The following is a 16,664-nucleotide window of genomic DNA, read 5'->3' on the forward strand; positions in this document are numbered from 1 at the left end:
AGTGAGTGACTTTGTTAATCACTAGAGGTTTTAAATAAAACCCCTAGTGGCTAATTCGTAATTTTTCATGTTTCTCCTGAGAGTGAATGTATTACTAGATTGCGGTCACTCCTGATTGCTTAATCCATAAAGCTAAGTTGACAGCAACGAAAATATCTACTGATTCTGCATCTGCGGTATTAGGTTCAGCAATATAACGAGAATATGCTGTTTTAAGGGCAGGTATATTTACATACTTTTCTATCAGATGCGGCTCTTGAAAAATAACTTGCTCTAGAGTGGCTTTTTCATCTTCCAAAAGTCTCAGACGGAAGTTAGCACCAAGATTACCTTTACCTTGTCGCCACTGTACTTCCCTGGGTAAAATTCCTTCCATTGCTCTGCGTAAAATTGAGCGTGTCCAGCCTTTGTGGAGTTTTTGACTGGAGGGGATAGCTAGACAAAATTCGATCAAACGGCGATCGCAAAATGGATGACGAGCTTCTAAACCAAAGGCGGCTGCGGTTTTATCTAACCATTGCAAAGCATAGCGCACTGAGCCATTATTCAGTGATAACCAATGTGCTTCCCTCGCAGAAATGGAAGACTTTTGATCCATTAAAGATTTCACTGTTTCGCTTTGAATACGTTCCGCCATCTTTACTTGTTGGGCAAAGTCTGGATTGAGTAAGCTGAGAGACTCTGTTAAATAATTATCTGCTTGGTAATTACCGCGTACTTTTTGGATGACTCCCACAATTGATTCTGGAACAACCGACTTCAAACCGTAGTTCCAAAAGACATGACGGGTTGATTTTCGCCATACCTTAGCTAGCGTCTTACTTTCTTCGAGCAGTTTCAGCCATTGGAAAGAAGCAGCTAACTCCGATAAATATTGAAATCCATAAGTAATAGTGGTATCACCATCAATACCTGTGAATAGGACTCGCACATTCTGCTCAGATGCAGCTTTAAATACAGCCCAATCCATATAGAAATTTGGTGCGGGGATGGGTTCTTCACCATGCCAATAAACTTGATCTACATCCATCAAAGGACTTAATTGATCTGCATGGACGTGGTGAGGTTGATAGCCATCTTGGGCTAAAACCGCCGCCATGTAAGGACGTTCATCAATTTTGGGTGAGATTTCCGCCAGACTCGGAAAAATAGCTGAGAAGGTATGTAATTTGTGTCTACCTCCGGGGGCTAATAGTTGTCTAGCAGTACAAGCAATCGATGAGGAATCTAAACCACCACTGAGGGTAGAACCGATAGGGAAAGCACTCCGCAATCGACAGTTGACAGCTTCAATAAAAATTTCTCGAAAAGCTTCTACATACTGCTCATCTGAAGATAATCGGATTTCATAGTTGAGATCAGGAGACCAATAAGATTTAATTTCAGTCCGATGGGGATTGATAGTTAAACTTTCTGCTGCCCTAAGTTCTCGAATTTCACTATAAAATGAATCTTCTTTACGACCACAAAAGAGGATTTTTGCCAGATAATCTGCAACCATTGCTTCGTTAATCTGACAAGGGACACCAGGAAAGGTCAACAAAGCTTTAATTTCAGAGGCGAAGATCAGCGTTTGCCCAAACCTGTAGTAATACAAGGGTTTAACTCCCATTGCATCCCTAGCGCAAAATAGCTGCTGCTGACGCTGATCCCAAATAGCAAAGGCAAAATCACCAATTAGATATCTGGGACAATGTTCACCCCATTTTTCGTAGGCAGCCAATATCAAATAACTATCTGTAACTTTTTCGGCGGGATAATGCTGGATTTGCAATGCAGAGATTAGTTCATCGCGGTTATCAATTCTGACATCGGCTGTGAGAACTAAATTCCCGGTGGAATTGAGCATGGGTAACTTCTCCTGCAAAGACTCAGGAGTAGTCCACAACATTCGATGACCCAAACCGATAGACCCAGAAAACCAGATATCAGCCCCATCTAGACCACGATGAGCGATCGCATCTACCATCAGGGTGAGTTGTTCACGGTCTACTGGTTTTCCATTGAGATGGTAGATCCCCACAATCCCACTCATAATAAACTCCTCGGCAAAGTTGGCAAGGGTGTATAGGATGAAAGATTACTCAAATAGCCTATGACTACTTTTCCTTGGTGTTCTAGCCAAGCATGAGCTTTGAGTTTTCCTTCCTCATCTTTGGTAACTCCTATGCGGAGTTCCGGTGCATCACCCCGTTGATTCATCAAAACTTGGCAAGTCAAAGCACGGGCTAAACACTTAGCTCCCGGTATAAAATTAGTGCTGACATCAACAGCCCAAATAATTTTATGCACAGGAGTTAGCGACGCTTTAGGGTTTGGTTGACCTATCCTATCTAGAATCCGTCTTAAGGTGCTAAATGGTAGTAACCACAATCCCCCATTGACTAACCCTAATAAAATCAAAGTCTTAATCAACAAATAGCGATTGCAATTACTAAGGCGCAAAAATTTAAACAGGCGCGTCATTATTAATATTGATCAATCCCTTAGCCGCTAAATCTTCTAGTAGAACCCTAACTTCGCGATCGCATATTTCCGGTTCTACCTCATACTCCGCCAATAAAGCCGCTTGAATTTCCTTCACCGTTTTGGGAACTTGAATCAGATTCCAGACGCTAGCCCCTACTTGATTCAAACCATAATAAACTCCTGATTTGATATCCAGTATGACTGCTTCCCCCTGTAGTTCTGAGTAAACCTGCTCTTTACTCGCCTCTACCCTGGAATGCTCAGATATTATTAGCTGTGCTGACATTTTTATTCCAGTGAAATTACTTACATCTAGCCTTGATTAATCTCTCGATAATATATAACACCTCATAGTAAACACTGCCATATTCAAGCAGTATCTTTACTCATTGTTTTTATAAACTCTAACTTTATGAAGTTCCCATAAAGAGAATATCAAAAATCATATGGTTTTTGTAAGTAAGCAATGTCAAATCTGCCAACCAGAAGTGTTTACAGCCGGAGTGTCTGTTCAGAAACTTCTCGTTTTCGTCAATATATCTTATGGAAGATATACGTATTAAATTTAACACATTGCTAAGATGTAAAAATACATTAGCAAAATTTAGTTAATGTATATAAATAACATTACCTGTATTAGCGAGATTATACGTTTTCATACTCTTATATACTATTTTGTTCATGTTTATTCAAGATATCCAATATCACGCACAGCAAAAGAATCATCACAACAAGAATCTCGCTGCAATCATCACCTACTTTGTAATTGGAGATACTTATGATGATGATTTAAAACTTGAATGAGAGGTTTTACAGCTTTTAGATACACAAGTGCTAATGCTGCGCTCCTCCTAACATTGTCATTCTCGTCTTGTAATGTTCACCAAAATTTCTATGATTTTCAGATGGGGATTGATTATTTATTTGAAACTTCTTTGAATTAGAATTAGCAAGGGTTTTCAGATGCTTTTTGGAGAATTCACAAGTATCTGACACTGTTGATGGATTGCCTAAATAGCTCAACTAGTTTTATTTTTTCGGTGTATTACACGGAGAGTTATATCTATCATCTCCACATAATACACTGAAAATTCAAAATTTTTATGTTAGGCAATATTTCGCCAACGGTATCAGTAACACGGCTCCATACCAGATAAAGTTAATTGTTTTCGCCATCACAACCGTAGGTAATTGTTAATTGTTCGGTTTGTAACCAATCACCTCACAAAATTCCTAGTCGTCTAGTAATGAAAACATCATAAAAGCTCCTCTAAAGTAGGAAATAATAGCTTTTCTGCTTGCTGGCGATCGCTAAAATCTTCCGCTTTCACATCACAAATACAAGTCACATCAGTAATCTGACCGCGCAAACACTGTACACTCTGAATCACTAAATAAGCTGCAAATGTAGCTATCAGCACTGCCACAATTAAACTGATCACACCATCAGCCCAAGTCCAATTTAACCAGATGACGGCGATCGCTGCTAATACTGCCCCCACTGAACTAACTATATCTGCTAGCAGATGCAGTAAAGCTCCTCTCATGTTGAGGTCATGATGACTACATTTGTGCAGACACTTGGCGTTAAAACCGTTCACAAGTAGACCAATCAGAGCAGTTGCTAACATCGGTACACCATGAATCTCTATGGTAGGAGATTGCAAATGCACCAGAGCTTCTTGAATTATCCAGCCAGCAACAGCCGCTAAACTAATGCCATTAATCAAGGCTGCTAGGACTTCTAAGCGATAGCGTCTAAGTATGCTTTTCTGGGATATAGATTGAGATAACCAGGCTGCAACTAGTGCTAAACCTAACGCTGCTACATCCGAAAAAATGTGTTCAGCATCAGCTAAAAGCGATAAGCTATGGCTCCAAATTCCCATCACTAGTTCTATGCAAAAAAAAATACTAAGTAAAAGTAAGGCAGTCCAAAGAGCCTGAACTTTCTTCTCCACTGGGGTTGATGACATTGCAACTAACCCTCTGGCTTGTTTTATAGAACCTATTTGGGATCTATCGAAAGTATCGACTGCTAAATGCCTCTTAAGACCGTTTGTCGCTTTGTAAAAACAAAACCCCTTTGAGTCTGATTTGGAATTGCCAGTTTTTTTCACTGCCTGTGAGTCAATGATCATTAAGGTTGTCCACAATATTTACTTTATAAAAAGTCTCTTATCAAATTAGTTTTAATTTATCAAGAGCTAATTTGTATTATTCAAATTAACTTCTAGAGGCTAGTCATTAAGTTAAAAGTTAACACATCCATCGAAAGATAGATAGTTTTTGTCTTCCTATTGTTCAGGCTAAAAATAAAGCTCTCAATAGTAAATTAGCTAATATTTATATCATCAATATAATTTTTACTAATATAAAAGTCTCTAGTGTAAATTAGCAAATGCTCATACAATAAACTGTTAGTTGCTGCTGGTAGCAACTCGGTTTTCATTGACTAAAATTTCAGAGTTATTAGGTGAAGGTAAAGCAAAAATTTTAAATTTTTGTTTGAGATTTTTGATTTACTCTACGCAATAAACTTGGCAAACTATTAGGTATCAAGGAATAATGTTAAAACGTCGCACAATACTGGTTGGTTTAACAGTGTTAGGCTTTACCCTAGCCGTAGGGACAAAGGCCTATGGACAATCTACTACCGGGCCAGATGCTTGGCAGACTGTCTACAATGATGCTGTTGCTGGGGCAACAACAACAATTTCAGTTCCCCTTTTGGGCCTTTTATTATCACTTGTCCTAAACATCTTCTTCAACTTGGCAGGTTTTTGGGGCGGTTAATTCTTTGTCTCATATCTCAACAGAAAAATAGTCGAAATAGGGACTATTGCAGTGTAGTTTTTCGGCAATTAATCAGCCTGCATAGATGCTTTGCGTCTTATTGCTAGACATTGCCTCCACACATCTTGCATTCATCAACGCAGATTTTCCCGTAACCAAATATTCCGTAACCCGTGAGGAGTCTTCTTTGTATGTTCAAACCTCGCACAATTCTTAGTGCCTTAACTGCGATTATCCTAGCATTTGCGATCAGCACACAGATATATATACAACCCGCAGTAGCTGCTGGAGGAACGTGCAATCCAACATTGCTAAACCTACCTATATGCCCAAGTACAGCACCTTCTTCCTCAGCTAGTTTCATTGACCCAACGGCAATAATCACCAATCCCACAAATATAACCTTGGGAGAAAAAGTCTATATTGCCCCATTTGCCCAGTTAGATGCTACTAATGGGTCTATTAGCATTGCAGCAGATTCTAATGCTCAAGACCAGGTGAGAATCATCGCTTCGGGAACGGGAGTGCAGATTGGTGAGCGTGTGATTATGGCACATATGGCCGTTATCAAAGGTGCAGCTAAAATTGCTACTCAAGGTTCAACCGGGCCTTTTACTGACCCAGTTACCAATACTCAGTTTAGTAACACTGTTCCAGAGACATTTCTCGCTTTCAACTGTGAAATAGATGGTGCAACTGTAGAAAGAAACACAGTAGTCAACTTTCTGGCGCGGGTTGGCCCTGGTGTGACCTTACCTGCGGGTAAAGTTGTCTTGCCTGGTAAAAACGTCACAACTAACCTAGAAGCTAGTAGTGGTGCTTTAGGGAAAGTGGCAAACTTGACCCAAGCCGACGTTGCATTAATGGAAGGCATCATTGAAGTCAATGAAGCATTTGCTAAAGGTTACACAGACTTAGCTAGAGCAGACTTGACCAACGTCACAGGAATTAATTATGCTCCCTTCACCTCGTTTAATTCTGGAAGTTTGCCGCAGATAGGTGGAAGTCAAACTCGTGATCCGAACTATCGTAACCGCATCATCGGCAACATCACTTTCCAAGACTCTTTAGCAACCCTCAACAACAAACTAGGTAATAGAATTTCGCTGCGTGCTGATGAGGGTGAACCTTTTAATGTTGGACAAATTGCTGGGATGGCAAACGATGTTGTCTTTCATGCTTTAGAAACAACTAGCTTGACTCTTGGTAATGGTATTGGTTATGGGCCTCGCGCTCTAGTTCATGGCGGTAGGCAGGTTGTCAATGGTGTTGCTAATGGGCCTGAAACCAGTGTCGGTAATAACGTAGGGTTGGGGCCAAACTCTGTTATACCATTTCACGAAAAATCTGATACAGATGTAAACCCTAAAATCCTTGCTACATCTAAGTTTTTTAATTGCGAATTGCGAATTGCGAATTGTGAATTGGTATTATATTCCGTGCCAGCGTTGGCGAAAGATCAGCACTTGGACAAAGAAGCGCAGTCTTTAATTCGACAATAGCTCCCAGAACACATATCAGGTCTCGAACAATTTACGCCGATAACGGCAACCTAATTTTACCTGTGGAGTGGTAAGCAACTGACTTTTGCGTAACTTATGAATCGGAAAATATTGTCGTTAATCCAATTACAATGCCTACGATTGCTTGTGCTGTTCACTTTGATATTCGGACTGATATTAAGTGTTGATGGCGGTTCAACTGTAGCTGCTGAAATCCCCTCAAATCAGTCTGAAGTGTTACAACCTCCAATCACTGGACTGGTTTCTACATTGTCGGATGAAGTCGAGGAATTACCATCAGACTTAATTCGCTGGTCAACCTACTGGCAACTTTGTTGGCAACCATATCCTGAAGCTAAAGCATACGAACTACAAACGGTGCTTGCGGAAGGGAAATCTCCCAAGTTAAAACGCCAAAGCGATCGCTGCTTTCGGTTACAAGTTGCATCTAATGAAAACCAAAAATCACAAGGATTACTCAACCGTGATTTAATCTTGTTAATGCACAAGATTCAGCTTGGTTATCGAGTGCGTGCTGTTTTAGATAGTAACCGTGTCAGTGAATGGTCTCAAGTCATGGCAGTTGGTGCAACTACTGTGTCTGAAACAAATAGCACTCAGATCAGTGTAAATCCCTGACATTTCCGGCGTAAGGGGTATGGGATATAGGGTTTCGGGGAAATAAGTTTCTCCAGTAAAACGCGATCGCTTCTTGAAAAAGTGACCGCGTTTTACCGAGCCACATTAAAGCCATTGGAGAATTTTATGATTCATTAATTTCTCCCCATTCCCCAGTCCTAATTCCTTATAGAAAATTACCAATTCTTCCCCAGAAGGGATTCAAACTCGACTTGTAAGGCTTTAATATCTGCTAATCTGGCGACGAGAATATTATCATTTCCCGCATCCGTTAACCGCGCTTTCCAATAATTGATAGTTTCCGAATTATTTATCCAAAACTGCACAACAGTATCTATCACCTGCTCTGTATTCCATCCCCATTTTACTGGTACTGGCTCGACGGATTCTAGTAATGCGTCAAGAGTACATTTATGAGTCCCTAAATATTCAATGGCTGGGGGTTGTGGTGTTTGCAGGCTTTGTTGTTGGTGATTAAAAAACTGCAAAACTGGAGACACGCCGACAATGTCAAAGGTATATTTCATGGTATTCCTCCTGACAACTAGGCAAAAGTAAAAGACAAAATTTCCAAGAAAAATACTTATATGTGGTTGCTTTACTTATGCCATGCTGTTTTAGATTTTGTAGATGTTTTTAGTTATGTTGTAACCTAAATATCACCTGGGAAAATCAGATTTTTTACCTAATTTATTAGGCATTAAAGTTTTTTGACAATTTAGCACTTGATAGGGTTGAGTGCTAATTTTTTATGCAATTGTTTGATGTATTATTAAAGAGTTTCCGGCATAAATTTAGGGAGAGATTTCATTTTTAATAATTCTTTAAGTTTTATGGTTGCTGATGGCAAAGGTGAATTAGCAGCTTTATTGGCGGCGGCTTTGTGGGCTGTGGCCTCGGTGGTGTATGGGATTGTGGGGCAGAGGATTCCACCTTTGCAGTTAAATGTGATTAAGGGGATAGTCGCGATCGCCTGTCTAATTCTGACTATTCTATTCACTAGAGAAGCCTTCCCGATTTCTGCACCTATACCCATCTTGCTGCTGTGTTTGAGTGGAGTAATTGGTATTGGTTGGGGCGATACAGCATTTTTAGCAGCAATTAATCACTTAGGGGCGCGGCGGGTTTTACTCATCGGCACTCTTTCGCCTCCCGTAACTGCGATCGCTGCTAATCTAGTTTTACGAGAACAACTGCATCTGAGTGCATGGTGCGGAATTTTATTGACTATCTTGGGAGTCGCTTGGGTAATTACAGAACGCGTTCCTGGCGATGGTGAACTTTCACCGACACACCTCAGAATAGGTATCAGCTTTGCTTTATTAGCAACCATCACTAACGCTATGGCCACAATCATTTCCCGTGCGGCTTTGACTAGCGGAAGTGTGAACCCCCTATGGGCGGCTTTATTGCGTTTGAGTGCGGCGGAAGTGATTTTATTGCTGTGGGTGTGGCTACAGAGAAAAAATCAAGAATTTTCCTATCCCTACTGGCAATCTAGACGAGTGATTTTTGCTACTTGCTTTGCCGCTTTTTTCGGTACTTATTTAGGGATTTGGTTACAACAAATAGCAATTAAATTCACCGTGGCGGGAATTGCTTCCACACTTTTACAGACAAGTCCGTTATTTGTGATACCCATTGCTATATTAATGGGTGAAAAAGTGAGTTGGCGAGCGATCGCAGGTGTGATAATTGCGATCGGGGGAATTGGATTGTTGTTCTATCTTCAGGGACATGGAAATCAAGCTGTAGGCGCGTAGAGGAAAAGATGACAGACTTATCAATTAATTTTACTGACTCATTTTTATAAAACTTTGAAAATCAGCATCAGTTATTATCATGAATCTTAGTCTAAGTACGCGGTAGAGAAAGACAGTTTTTTCTGTCAAGATACCGATGATTTTAGTCATCAATGAACGTTGAGGATGTTCAATTTCTTCGTGTATATCAAAGTATTGTTTTTTTTCTTCCAGAGCCGACTGACCTTGTTTAATTCTGACAGATTCAATATTATCTTTAAAGAAGGGAATTATATCGTCACGAAAAAAACCTATATCTATGCCAAGTTTAGCAGCAGCCAATCCCATTACCACCCCTTCACTATTATAAATGCCTCTCATTTCAAAGAAGTATGCAATATTCTGCCAAAGCGCGAAAAATTCTGTTTCTAAACCATCTTGTCGCCGCATCACAAACATAAATTCGTGAAACCATTGTACTTTTTGTAAATCAATATTTAGCTTCTGTGAGACTTCTTGTATCGTTTTAGTTTTATGGGGATTATTCAGGCTTTTCATGTGATTTATTAAGCTACAACCTGCTCGTGCTGTAATACCCAAAGACCAATTCATTTCTCTGAAGAAATTTCCCAGAATTCGCACATCAGAGTCTATAAACATACAACTCTCAAATAGAGAAAGTGCCTTATCTAGCACGAACCGTTTATCATGATAGCCGTTTACACTTTTCAACTGATGCTTGAATGCCATCACTTGAGGAAATTCTTGAAAATCATCTGGATAATCAGTAAGGACACATAAACTAATATTAGGTGTATATTGTTGTATGTCTTGGGCTAACATTTTTGTATGTTGACGATATCTTTCACCCACTGCTAGTGTACAGAAGCAGAAATCTTTAGATTCATTCATATAAAATCACAAAACTTATTGATTGGGTGATCTTATATTGCCCATAAAAACACTCATGTGTTTACACAGCAGCCTGGAAAAAAGGGGAGGGGGTAATCTCCATATTTAGGTATTAACCCAACATCCTCAGATGCAGTGATTATCGTCTCAGCTGAGTGTTGAGTAATTTAGATATAATTCCCAACCCTAACAACAAAGGTGTCAACCAATCGCCCCAGCGCACATATAAAGTTTTAGTCTGGCGTTTATAGATAGTGGCTGCATGGGTTGCGTAGGTGTTATAGCCAGAAATCCAGAGAGTTTTGCCGTGGGGACTCACAAAAGCTGAATATCCAGTGTTGGTTGCCCTAGCAGACCATCTATCTGTCTCAATCGCCCGCATGATATCCTGGGCATGGTGTTGGAATGGCATAGCGGCACTATAATGGGCATCATTAGAAGAACTTAAAATAAATTCTCCCCCCGCAGCCGCTTGACGACGAAATACTTCAGGAAAGGCTGATTCGTAGCAAATCCCCACAATTGCCCGTCCCAAGGGAGTGTCGAAAATCTGATTCGATGAACCATGTACTTGATGTTCATCTAAGGGTGATAAGCGTTGAATCAAAGCACCCAAAACTTCCTCAAAGGGAATATATTCGCCCAGGGGTACTAATTTAGATTTATCGTAGCGGCTAATCAGTTCACCTTGGCTATTAACTGTAAATAAACTGTTGGTGTAACTGCGTCCTTGACTACCAAACGCCCCTACCCAAGCAATCACACCCTTTTCTTGAATAGCTGCAACTAAGGGAGTCATCGCCAAATTTTTGTCAAAAAAAGGCATCGCCCCTTCTGGAGTTAAAACAGCATCTACACCTTGATTGACTAATGTTAAATACCCTTCTGTGTAACCCTGAATGGCGCGTTGTACTCCTTCGGGAAGCAGCTTAATTTTATTGGGAATATTGCCCTGAACAATCCCGACTTTCAAAGCAGCGTTTGGGGGTTGGGCGATGGGGCGAGTGTATAAAAATAAGCCTAGCAGGTGGAGGGATATTAGTAAAGTTGTGGCGATCGCTAAATGTTTTAAGGGTGTAGGGGTGTAAGGGTGTGGGGGTGTAGGGGTGTAGTTTTTATCTCTATTGTCTGATCTGTCAAATTTGTTTCTTGCTTGCTGGTAACTAAGCCAGGCTTCGGCAATTAAGCCATTGATGGCAACAATCGCGGCTGTGATGGTGTTTGGCCCTGATAGTTGTCCTAGGTGTAAAATTACCAGATTATGCGGACTTTGAGTGTAAGCTAGAGAACTCCACCACAAAGGCCCCGCACTCCACAGGCTTTCTAGGGCGCACCAAAGGGCTGTACCTACTAAAACCCGTAGTAAAGATGATGACAATTTGAGCCAGGATAATACACCCGCCCAAATTACCAGAAATAGTCCCCCCCAGAAGCTAATAAATGACCAGCAAAAAACGGTGATAGCGAGACTCGGCCACCAAGGCACACCCAACCAATCCATCGGATGAATACCGGTAATCCAGAATAAAGCCACACCATGATAACCAACACCCCAGAGTAAAGGCATAAGAAGGAAGGGGAGCAGGGGAGCAGAGGAGCAGGGGAGAAAAACATCCTCCCCCCTGCCCCCTGCCCCCTGCCCCCTTGCCACTATTGCCCACAGGGGGGCTAGGGCTACCCACGCCATGAACCATGCGCCTACGGGGGCGACGGTTAGCCCCATCACCACCCCACTACCAAGGGCGAGTAAAAGGTAGAGGACAAAAGGGAAAATGGCTTTTGTCCTTTGACTTTTAACTTTTAACTTCATTCCGCCTCTTCTGTTTCGGCTGTATCAGCTGTGTCAGGAGGCACAATTGCTACTCCGGTAATGGCATCGTCTTCATCGAGGCGTTGCACTCTTACCCCAGTGGCCGAACGGGATTGGATAGAAATGGCGTTCACCGCTTGCCGAATGATAATGCCGCGACTTGTCACCATCATGATTTCGTTGTCGTTGTTGACTATACCCAGGGTGGCTAATTGGTCTTTGGTTTTGCGGTTTTTAAATTTAGTCGCCATCAAACCTTGACCGGCACGGTTTTGCAGGCGGAATTGGGCAACGGGGACGCGTTTTCCGTAGCCTCCAGTTGTGATGACTAATACCCAAGGGCCGACACTGGCGTTACCTGTAACTTCGGTGGTTTCTTCGGTGGTTTCCAATTCTTCGGTTTCGAGTTCTTCGGTATCTACTTCCTCTGTATTTAAAGTGTCCAGAATGGCGGCTGGTAAAATATCCATCCCGACGAGTTCATCCCCTGGTTTGAGTTTCATGGACTTCACTCCACGGGTAGCCCTGCCCAAAGGACGCAATTGTTCATGATTACATCGAAAGTGAATTGCCATCCCGTGGCGAGAACCCACAAGCACGCTATCCTCGACTCTGGCGCGACGTACCCAACGCAGTTGATCCCCTTCTTCTAAGGAAATGGCGATTAAACCATTGGCGCGAATGTTACTAAAGGCTGCTAGTTCTGTTTTCTTAATGTTGCCACCTTTGGTGAGCATGACTAGATATTCTTCGCTAGTAAACTCATCGACAGGGACAATTGAGGTGATTTTTTCTTCCTTGGGGATGGGGAGTAATTGCACAATGGGTGTACCGCGACTGGTGCGAGAACCCACGGGGATTTGATAGGCTTTGAGACAGTAGACGACACCGCGATCGCTAAAGAATAAAACGCTATCGTGGTCGCAGCAAGTCAAGAAATGTTCTACTGTATCATCGTCTTTCACCTTGGCGGCGGCTTTGCCTCTGGTGGCGCGGCTTTGGGCTTCAAAGGTGTTGACGGGCATCCGTTTGATATAGCCTTGTTCGGTGACTAAAATTAAGGCTTTTTCGTTGGCGATTAAGTCCCGTTCATCAATTTCCCCTTCGGCGTGGGTGATGACTGTGCGTCGGGGTGTGGCAAAGCTGGTTTTAATTTGGGTAACTTCGGTTTCAATGATTTCTAAAATCCGTTCCCGCCGTGCCAAAATATCCTGCAAATCCGCGATTTGGGTTTGTAAATCTTCGTGTTCTTGACGGATTTTGTCGGCTTCTAGGGCTGTTAATCGCCGTAGCTGCATTTGCAAAATCGCATCGGCTTGCACTTCCGATAGTCCGTAGGTGGTAATTAACTCACCTTTAGCTGTGGGTGCATCGGGGGCATGACGAATTAAGTTGATAATGGCATCTAACTGGGCTAGGGCAATTAGTAAGCCTTGTAAGATGTGGTCGCGTTCTTCCGCTTTTCGCAATTCGTAACGGGTGCGTTTGGTAATCGCTTCGATGCGAAAATCTAGGAAGACGTTGAGGAATTGCTTGAGGGTGAGAATTTGCGGTTCACCATTGACTAAGGCCAACATATTGGCACCAAAGTTGGCTTGCAGTGGTGTTTGCTTATAGAGGTTATTTAAAACGACGCGGGGGTAAGCATCGCGCTTGAGTTCGATGACGATTCGCATCCCGTCGCGATCGCTTTCGTCTCTGATATCTGCAATGCCATCAATCCGCTTGTCGTTCACCAATTCGGCGATTTTTTCAATTAATGCCGCTTTGTTGGTTTGATAGGGTAATTCGGTGATGATGATGGCTTCTCTGTCGGGGCGGCCTCGCTGTTCAATGGTTTCGATGTTGGCGACACCACGCATGGTAATTGAACCCCGGCCTGTCGTGAAGGCTTCTTTAATTGCCGATGTGCCGAGAATTTGTCCGCCCGTGGGGAAGTCTGGCCCAGGAATATGCTGCATTAACTGCAAATCGGTGATTTCGGGGTTGTGAATCAACGCCACCAAACCATCGATGAGTTCGCCTAAGTTGTGGGGGGGAATGTTCGTCGCCATCCCTACCGCAATTCCCGAAGAACCATTTAAAAGTAGTTGGGGAATACGGGAAGGTAAGACTGTCGGTTCTTGCTGCGAACCATCGAAGTTATCAATAAAATCGACGGTGTCTGATTCGATGTCTTGCAGTAGGGCAGCACTAGTTAATGCTTGCAGACGGCACTCTGTATAACGCATCGCCGCCGGTGGGTCGTTATCCACCGAACCGAAGTTACCATGACCGTTAATTAAGGGCGATCGCATGGAAAAATCCTGCGCCATCCGCACCAAGGCATCATATACTGCGGTATCGCCGTGGGGGTGGTATTTACCCAATACTTCCCCGACGACACGGGCGCATTTCCGAAAGGGGCGATCGTGGGTTAGCCCTAACTCGTGCATGGCATAGAGGATGCGACGATGCACAGGTTTTAGACCATCCCTGGCATCTGGTAACGCCCTGCCCACAATGACACTCATGGCGTATTCCAGATAAGACCGGGACATTTCATTCCGCAGATCCGTCGGGATAATCCTCTCCTGTGAGGTTGTCATAAACTAAAAAACTCCAAAGAACTTAGATTTTAGCCTTCGTACTTGACAAAGCGCAAAATTATGCCAAATTTCTCTTGAATAATTGCCATATTTTGATACAATTCTAACACATTCTTCTCTCAGTCTGCCGAGGAGCGAAACCATCTATTTACGCCCAAAATCATGTGCAGATGTAATTAATTAGCCGAGTTTAATTGTAATTTTGAATTGCAATAGATTTTTGGTAGAGAAATTTTAATTTTGTATTTCCTCAAAGGTTTGTTGTGTCTTGAGTTGGGCAGATATTAACGGAACTTTTGGAGCAAGAAAGAAACCAATTAAACTAGCAAAAAGAATTGGCGTAAAAGGGCTAAAATTCGTCAATTTTGATAACAATAAAGTTGTACTGATTGGTGTGCGTGTGACGGCCGCATTAATCGCTGCCATTGTACAAATCATTGCCAGTGCGGGATTCAGTCCAGGAATGAAGATAGCGATCGCTTTCCCAATACAAGCACCCGTGAAAAATAAGGGAATAATAAAGCCACCACGCCAGCCACCGGTGACTGTCATACTAATCGCTGCCATTTTACCCAAGGCTAAGGTCAAGAGAAAAACAGCAGTAAAGTTAGTATCGAGGACAGATGCTAATTCTTCATGCCCAAAATAACGAGTCAAAGGTAATAATACGCCTAAACTGCCTAAACCCAATCCCGCTAAAGTGGTACGTACATAAACTGGCCCAGGAATTTTGGCAAAAATTTGGTCGCAACCCCGAAAAATCGCGATAAACATCCAGCCTGCAACTGCACCGATGATCCCAAACAGGATAGCTAAAGCAAAATCATCGATATTTTCTAAGCGGTACTGGGGAAAATGCCAAGTGGGTGCAACTCCCAAACGAGTAATAACAGCAAACACCAGATAACTGGCACAACTCGACACGATCGCTGGCATCAAAGCTTCATAGTATTCCACAATATGTTGATGGTGGAGAATCTCTAAGGCAAACATCGCCCCGCCCAAAGGTGCGCCAAACAAAGCCGTAAAGCCAGCCGCCATTGCTGCTAAACTCATGGATCTCAAGTCTTCACCCTGGAGTCGTAAGCGATCGCCTACCCAAGTCCCAAACGAACCTGTAACTTGTACTAGTGGTGCTTCTGGCCCTGCACTACCACCGGCGGCGATACTCAGCAAAGAAGCGAGAATCATCGACGGATTTTTCCGCATATCCAAGCGTCCGCCACGAAAGTGAATATTATCGACAATCACGGCAATTTCGCCCGGATTCCCTAAAAAATGAATGACCAAGCCAATAATTAACCCCGCTAAGGGCATCACAATCAGGAGACTCCAACCCTCAAACCTGTGTAGCTGGTGAATTATCAGTTCCAGAACATTCCAATACAACCCCGCAAATAAACCACAAACAGTCCCTACTACCACCCAACGTAAAACCCAGCGTGAAATGACTAGTGGATTACGCTGAACTAGTCCAAACAGTTGCAGAAACTTCCAGCGTTGGTTTTGCTCATGGCGATGGACTTCGTCCCGTCGTGGGCGATCGCGATTATTTGGGAACACGGCTAATTTCCTAAGTAATAACGCAAATGTTACAGATTCTTGACATTTCTTATGGTAAACCGCTTTGACTCCGATGTTGCATATTTCGTCTCACCAACGGCGACGGCAGAATTTGTGCTTTAGCTTGCTTCTAGATGCAAGCTGTGCGATATTAGATAAACAACTTAAACTCTATCGACTTACCGTATTTAGTATTTAGCAATGATTCTCGCACAGCATAGCAAAACATCCCAGACAACAAAACTTAACAATTTCTCTAGCTGGAAATTGGTGCAAATTCTCCAAAAACTCTGGTGGCATACCCATGCTTACGGAACAGTATTGAGTATTCTGCTACTAACATTAATCAGCTTAGTGTTCACGGCGACTCATTGGTCTTATCATCAGTTGTTTTCTGCGCTACAAATTTTCGGTAATTCCAAAAAAAGTATAGAAACAACAGAAGTCTCTCAATAACACAAAAACAGCAAAATTTATCTTGAGAAATGTCATTTGATTGCCGAAAAAATCATCACATTTCTAGTTTTATCCTGGTATTTTCCTTGTGTATTCTTTCCTCTTCGCTCAGTAATCTATACCTTTTGTAAAGGAAATATTGCCAGGCAAGATAGGTTATTATGATATGTGAGGAATTTTAAATTAT

Annotated in this window: 14 protein-coding genes; 5 read left to right on the forward strand and 9 right to left on the reverse strand. The window is 42.4% G+C overall.

What is annotated here, in order from left to right; translation table 11 throughout:
- Positions 1–94: 94 nt before the first annotated feature.
- From CLI64_RS13315 to CLI64_RS13330, 4 genes are all read right to left on the reverse strand, one after another.
- Complete coding sequence (locus CLI64_RS13315; protein ID WP_103137682.1) at positions 95–2,035, reverse strand: lasso peptide isopeptide bond-forming cyclase; 1,941 nt, start codon at positions 2,033–2,035, stop codon at positions 95–97.
- A complete protein-coding gene (locus CLI64_RS13320; RefSeq protein WP_103137683.1) occupies positions 2,032–2,466 on the reverse strand; it encodes a lasso peptide biosynthesis B2 protein in 435 nt (144 codons plus the stop codon). The genes CLI64_RS13315 and CLI64_RS13320 overlap by 4 nt, the downstream gene beginning before the upstream one ends.
- A complete protein-coding gene (locus tag CLI64_RS13325) occupies positions 2,450–2,755 on the reverse strand; it encodes a PqqD family peptide modification chaperone (protein ID WP_103137684.1) in 306 nt (101 codons plus the stop codon). Before CLI64_RS13325 ends, CLI64_RS13320 begins: the two co-directional genes overlap by 17 nt.
- Before the next feature lie 970 nt (positions 2,756–3,725).
- Positions 3,726–4,445: a cation diffusion facilitator family transporter gene (locus tag CLI64_RS13330; RefSeq protein ID WP_103140705.1), complete on the reverse strand. Its 720-nt coding sequence runs from the start codon at positions 4,443–4,445 to the stop codon at positions 3,726–3,728.
- A gap of 592 nt (positions 4,446–5,037) precedes the next feature.
- On the opposite strand from CLI64_RS13330, the gene CLI64_RS13335 reads away from it, so the two are divergent.
- The 3 genes from CLI64_RS13335 to CLI64_RS13350 all read left to right on the forward strand — a co-directional run bounded on the left by CLI64_RS13335 (position 5,038) and on the right by CLI64_RS13350 (position 7,406).
- A complete protein-coding gene (locus CLI64_RS13335; RefSeq protein WP_103137685.1) occupies positions 5,038–5,265 on the forward strand; it encodes a hypothetical protein in 228 nt (75 codons plus the stop codon).
- Between the two features lie 191 nt (positions 5,266–5,456).
- On the forward strand, positions 5,457–6,767 hold the full coding sequence (locus tag CLI64_RS13340) for an acetyltransferase (protein WP_225977581.1): 1,311 nt from the start codon (positions 5,457–5,459) through the stop codon (positions 6,765–6,767).
- A gap of 96 nt (positions 6,768–6,863) precedes the next feature.
- Positions 6,864–7,406 (forward strand): hypothetical protein, encoded by a 543-nt coding sequence (locus CLI64_RS13350; RefSeq protein ID WP_103137686.1) that lies wholly within the window; start codon positions 6,864–6,866, stop codon positions 7,404–7,406.
- Positions 7,407–7,582: 176 nt separating this feature from the next.
- Here the strand turns inward: CLI64_RS13350 and CLI64_RS13355 are convergent, their stop codons facing one another.
- Entirely contained in the window at positions 7,583–7,933 is a 351-nt protein-coding gene (locus CLI64_RS13355) for a hypothetical protein (RefSeq protein ID WP_103137687.1), read from the reverse strand.
- Positions 7,934–8,239: 306 nt separating this feature from the next.
- Here CLI64_RS13355 and CLI64_RS13360 point away from each other — a divergent pair, with 306 nt between their 5' ends.
- Positions 8,240–9,169, forward strand: coding sequence for a DMT family transporter (locus CLI64_RS13360; protein ID WP_103137688.1), 930 nt, complete (start codon positions 8,240–8,242; stop codon positions 9,167–9,169).
- Between the two features lie 30 nt (positions 9,170–9,199).
- Here CLI64_RS13360 and CLI64_RS13365 read toward each other — a convergent pair whose 3' ends face one another.
- From CLI64_RS13365 to CLI64_RS13380, 4 genes are all read right to left on the reverse strand, one after another.
- Positions 9,200–10,060, reverse strand: coding sequence for a hypothetical protein (locus tag CLI64_RS13365; protein WP_103137689.1), 861 nt, complete (start codon positions 10,058–10,060; stop codon positions 9,200–9,202).
- 139 nt (positions 10,061–10,199) lie between these two features.
- Positions 10,200–11,870 (reverse strand): apolipoprotein N-acyltransferase, encoded by a 1,671-nt coding sequence (gene lnt, locus CLI64_RS13370; protein ID WP_103137690.1) that lies wholly within the window; start codon positions 11,868–11,870, stop codon positions 10,200–10,202.
- Positions 11,867–14,458, reverse strand: coding sequence for a DNA gyrase subunit A (gene gyrA, locus CLI64_RS13375; RefSeq protein ID WP_103137691.1), 2,592 nt, complete (start codon positions 14,456–14,458; stop codon positions 11,867–11,869). The genes lnt and gyrA overlap by 4 nt, the downstream gene beginning before the upstream one ends.
- A gap of 234 nt (positions 14,459–14,692) precedes the next feature.
- A complete protein-coding gene (locus CLI64_RS13380; RefSeq protein WP_103137692.1) occupies positions 14,693–16,021 on the reverse strand; it encodes a chloride channel protein in 1,329 nt (442 codons plus the stop codon).
- Positions 16,022–16,222: 201 nt separating this feature from the next.
- Here CLI64_RS13380 and CLI64_RS13385 point away from each other — a divergent pair, with 201 nt between their 5' ends.
- Entirely contained in the window at positions 16,223–16,477 is a 255-nt protein-coding gene (locus CLI64_RS13385) for a hypothetical protein (protein ID WP_103137693.1), read from the forward strand.
- The last annotated feature ends 187 nt before the right edge of the window (positions 16,478–16,664 follow it).

The organism is Nostoc sp. CENA543 (genome assembly GCF_002896875.1).
GTDB lineage: Bacteria > Cyanobacteriota > Cyanobacteriia > Cyanobacteriales > Nostocaceae > Trichormus.

Bases quoted from the DNA above. Each gene is read 5' to 3' on its own strand.
- CLI64_RS13315 (WP_103137682.1), bottom strand. From the start codon at position 2,035: ATGAGTGGGATTGTGGGGATCTACCATCTCAATGGAAAACCAGTAGAC.
- CLI64_RS13320 (WP_103137683.1), bottom strand. From the start codon at position 2,466: ATGACGCGCCTGTTTAAATTTTTGCGCCTTAGTAATTGCAATCGCTAT.
- CLI64_RS13325 (WP_103137684.1), bottom strand. From the start codon at position 2,755: ATGTCAGCACAGCTAATAATATCTGAGCATTCCAGGGTAGAGGCGAGT.
- CLI64_RS13330 (WP_103140705.1), bottom strand. From the start codon at position 4,445: ATGTCATCAACCCCAGTGGAGAAGAAAGTTCAGGCTCTTTGGACTGCC.
- CLI64_RS13335 (WP_103137685.1), top strand. From the start codon at position 5,038: ATGTTAAAACGTCGCACAATACTGGTTGGTTTAACAGTGTTAGGCTTT.
- CLI64_RS13340 (WP_225977581.1), top strand. From the start codon at position 5,457: ATGTTCAAACCTCGCACAATTCTTAGTGCCTTAACTGCGATTATCCTA.
- CLI64_RS13350 (WP_103137686.1), top strand. From the start codon at position 6,864: ATGAATCGGAAAATATTGTCGTTAATCCAATTACAATGCCTACGATTG.
- CLI64_RS13355 (WP_103137687.1), bottom strand. From the start codon at position 7,933: ATGAAATATACCTTTGACATTGTCGGCGTGTCTCCAGTTTTGCAGTTT.
- CLI64_RS13360 (WP_103137688.1), top strand. From the start codon at position 8,240: ATGGTTGCTGATGGCAAAGGTGAATTAGCAGCTTTATTGGCGGCGGCT.
- CLI64_RS13365 (WP_103137689.1), bottom strand. From the start codon at position 10,060: ATGAATGAATCTAAAGATTTCTGCTTCTGTACACTAGCAGTGGGTGAA.
- lnt (WP_103137690.1), bottom strand. From the start codon at position 11,870: ATGAAGTTAAAAGTTAAAAGTCAAAGGACAAAAGCCATTTTCCCTTTT.
- gyrA (WP_103137691.1), bottom strand. From the start codon at position 14,458: ATGACAACCTCACAGGAGAGGATTATCCCGACGGATCTGCGGAATGAA.
- CLI64_RS13385 (WP_103137693.1), top strand. From the start codon at position 16,223: ATGATTCTCGCACAGCATAGCAAAACATCCCAGACAACAAAACTTAAC.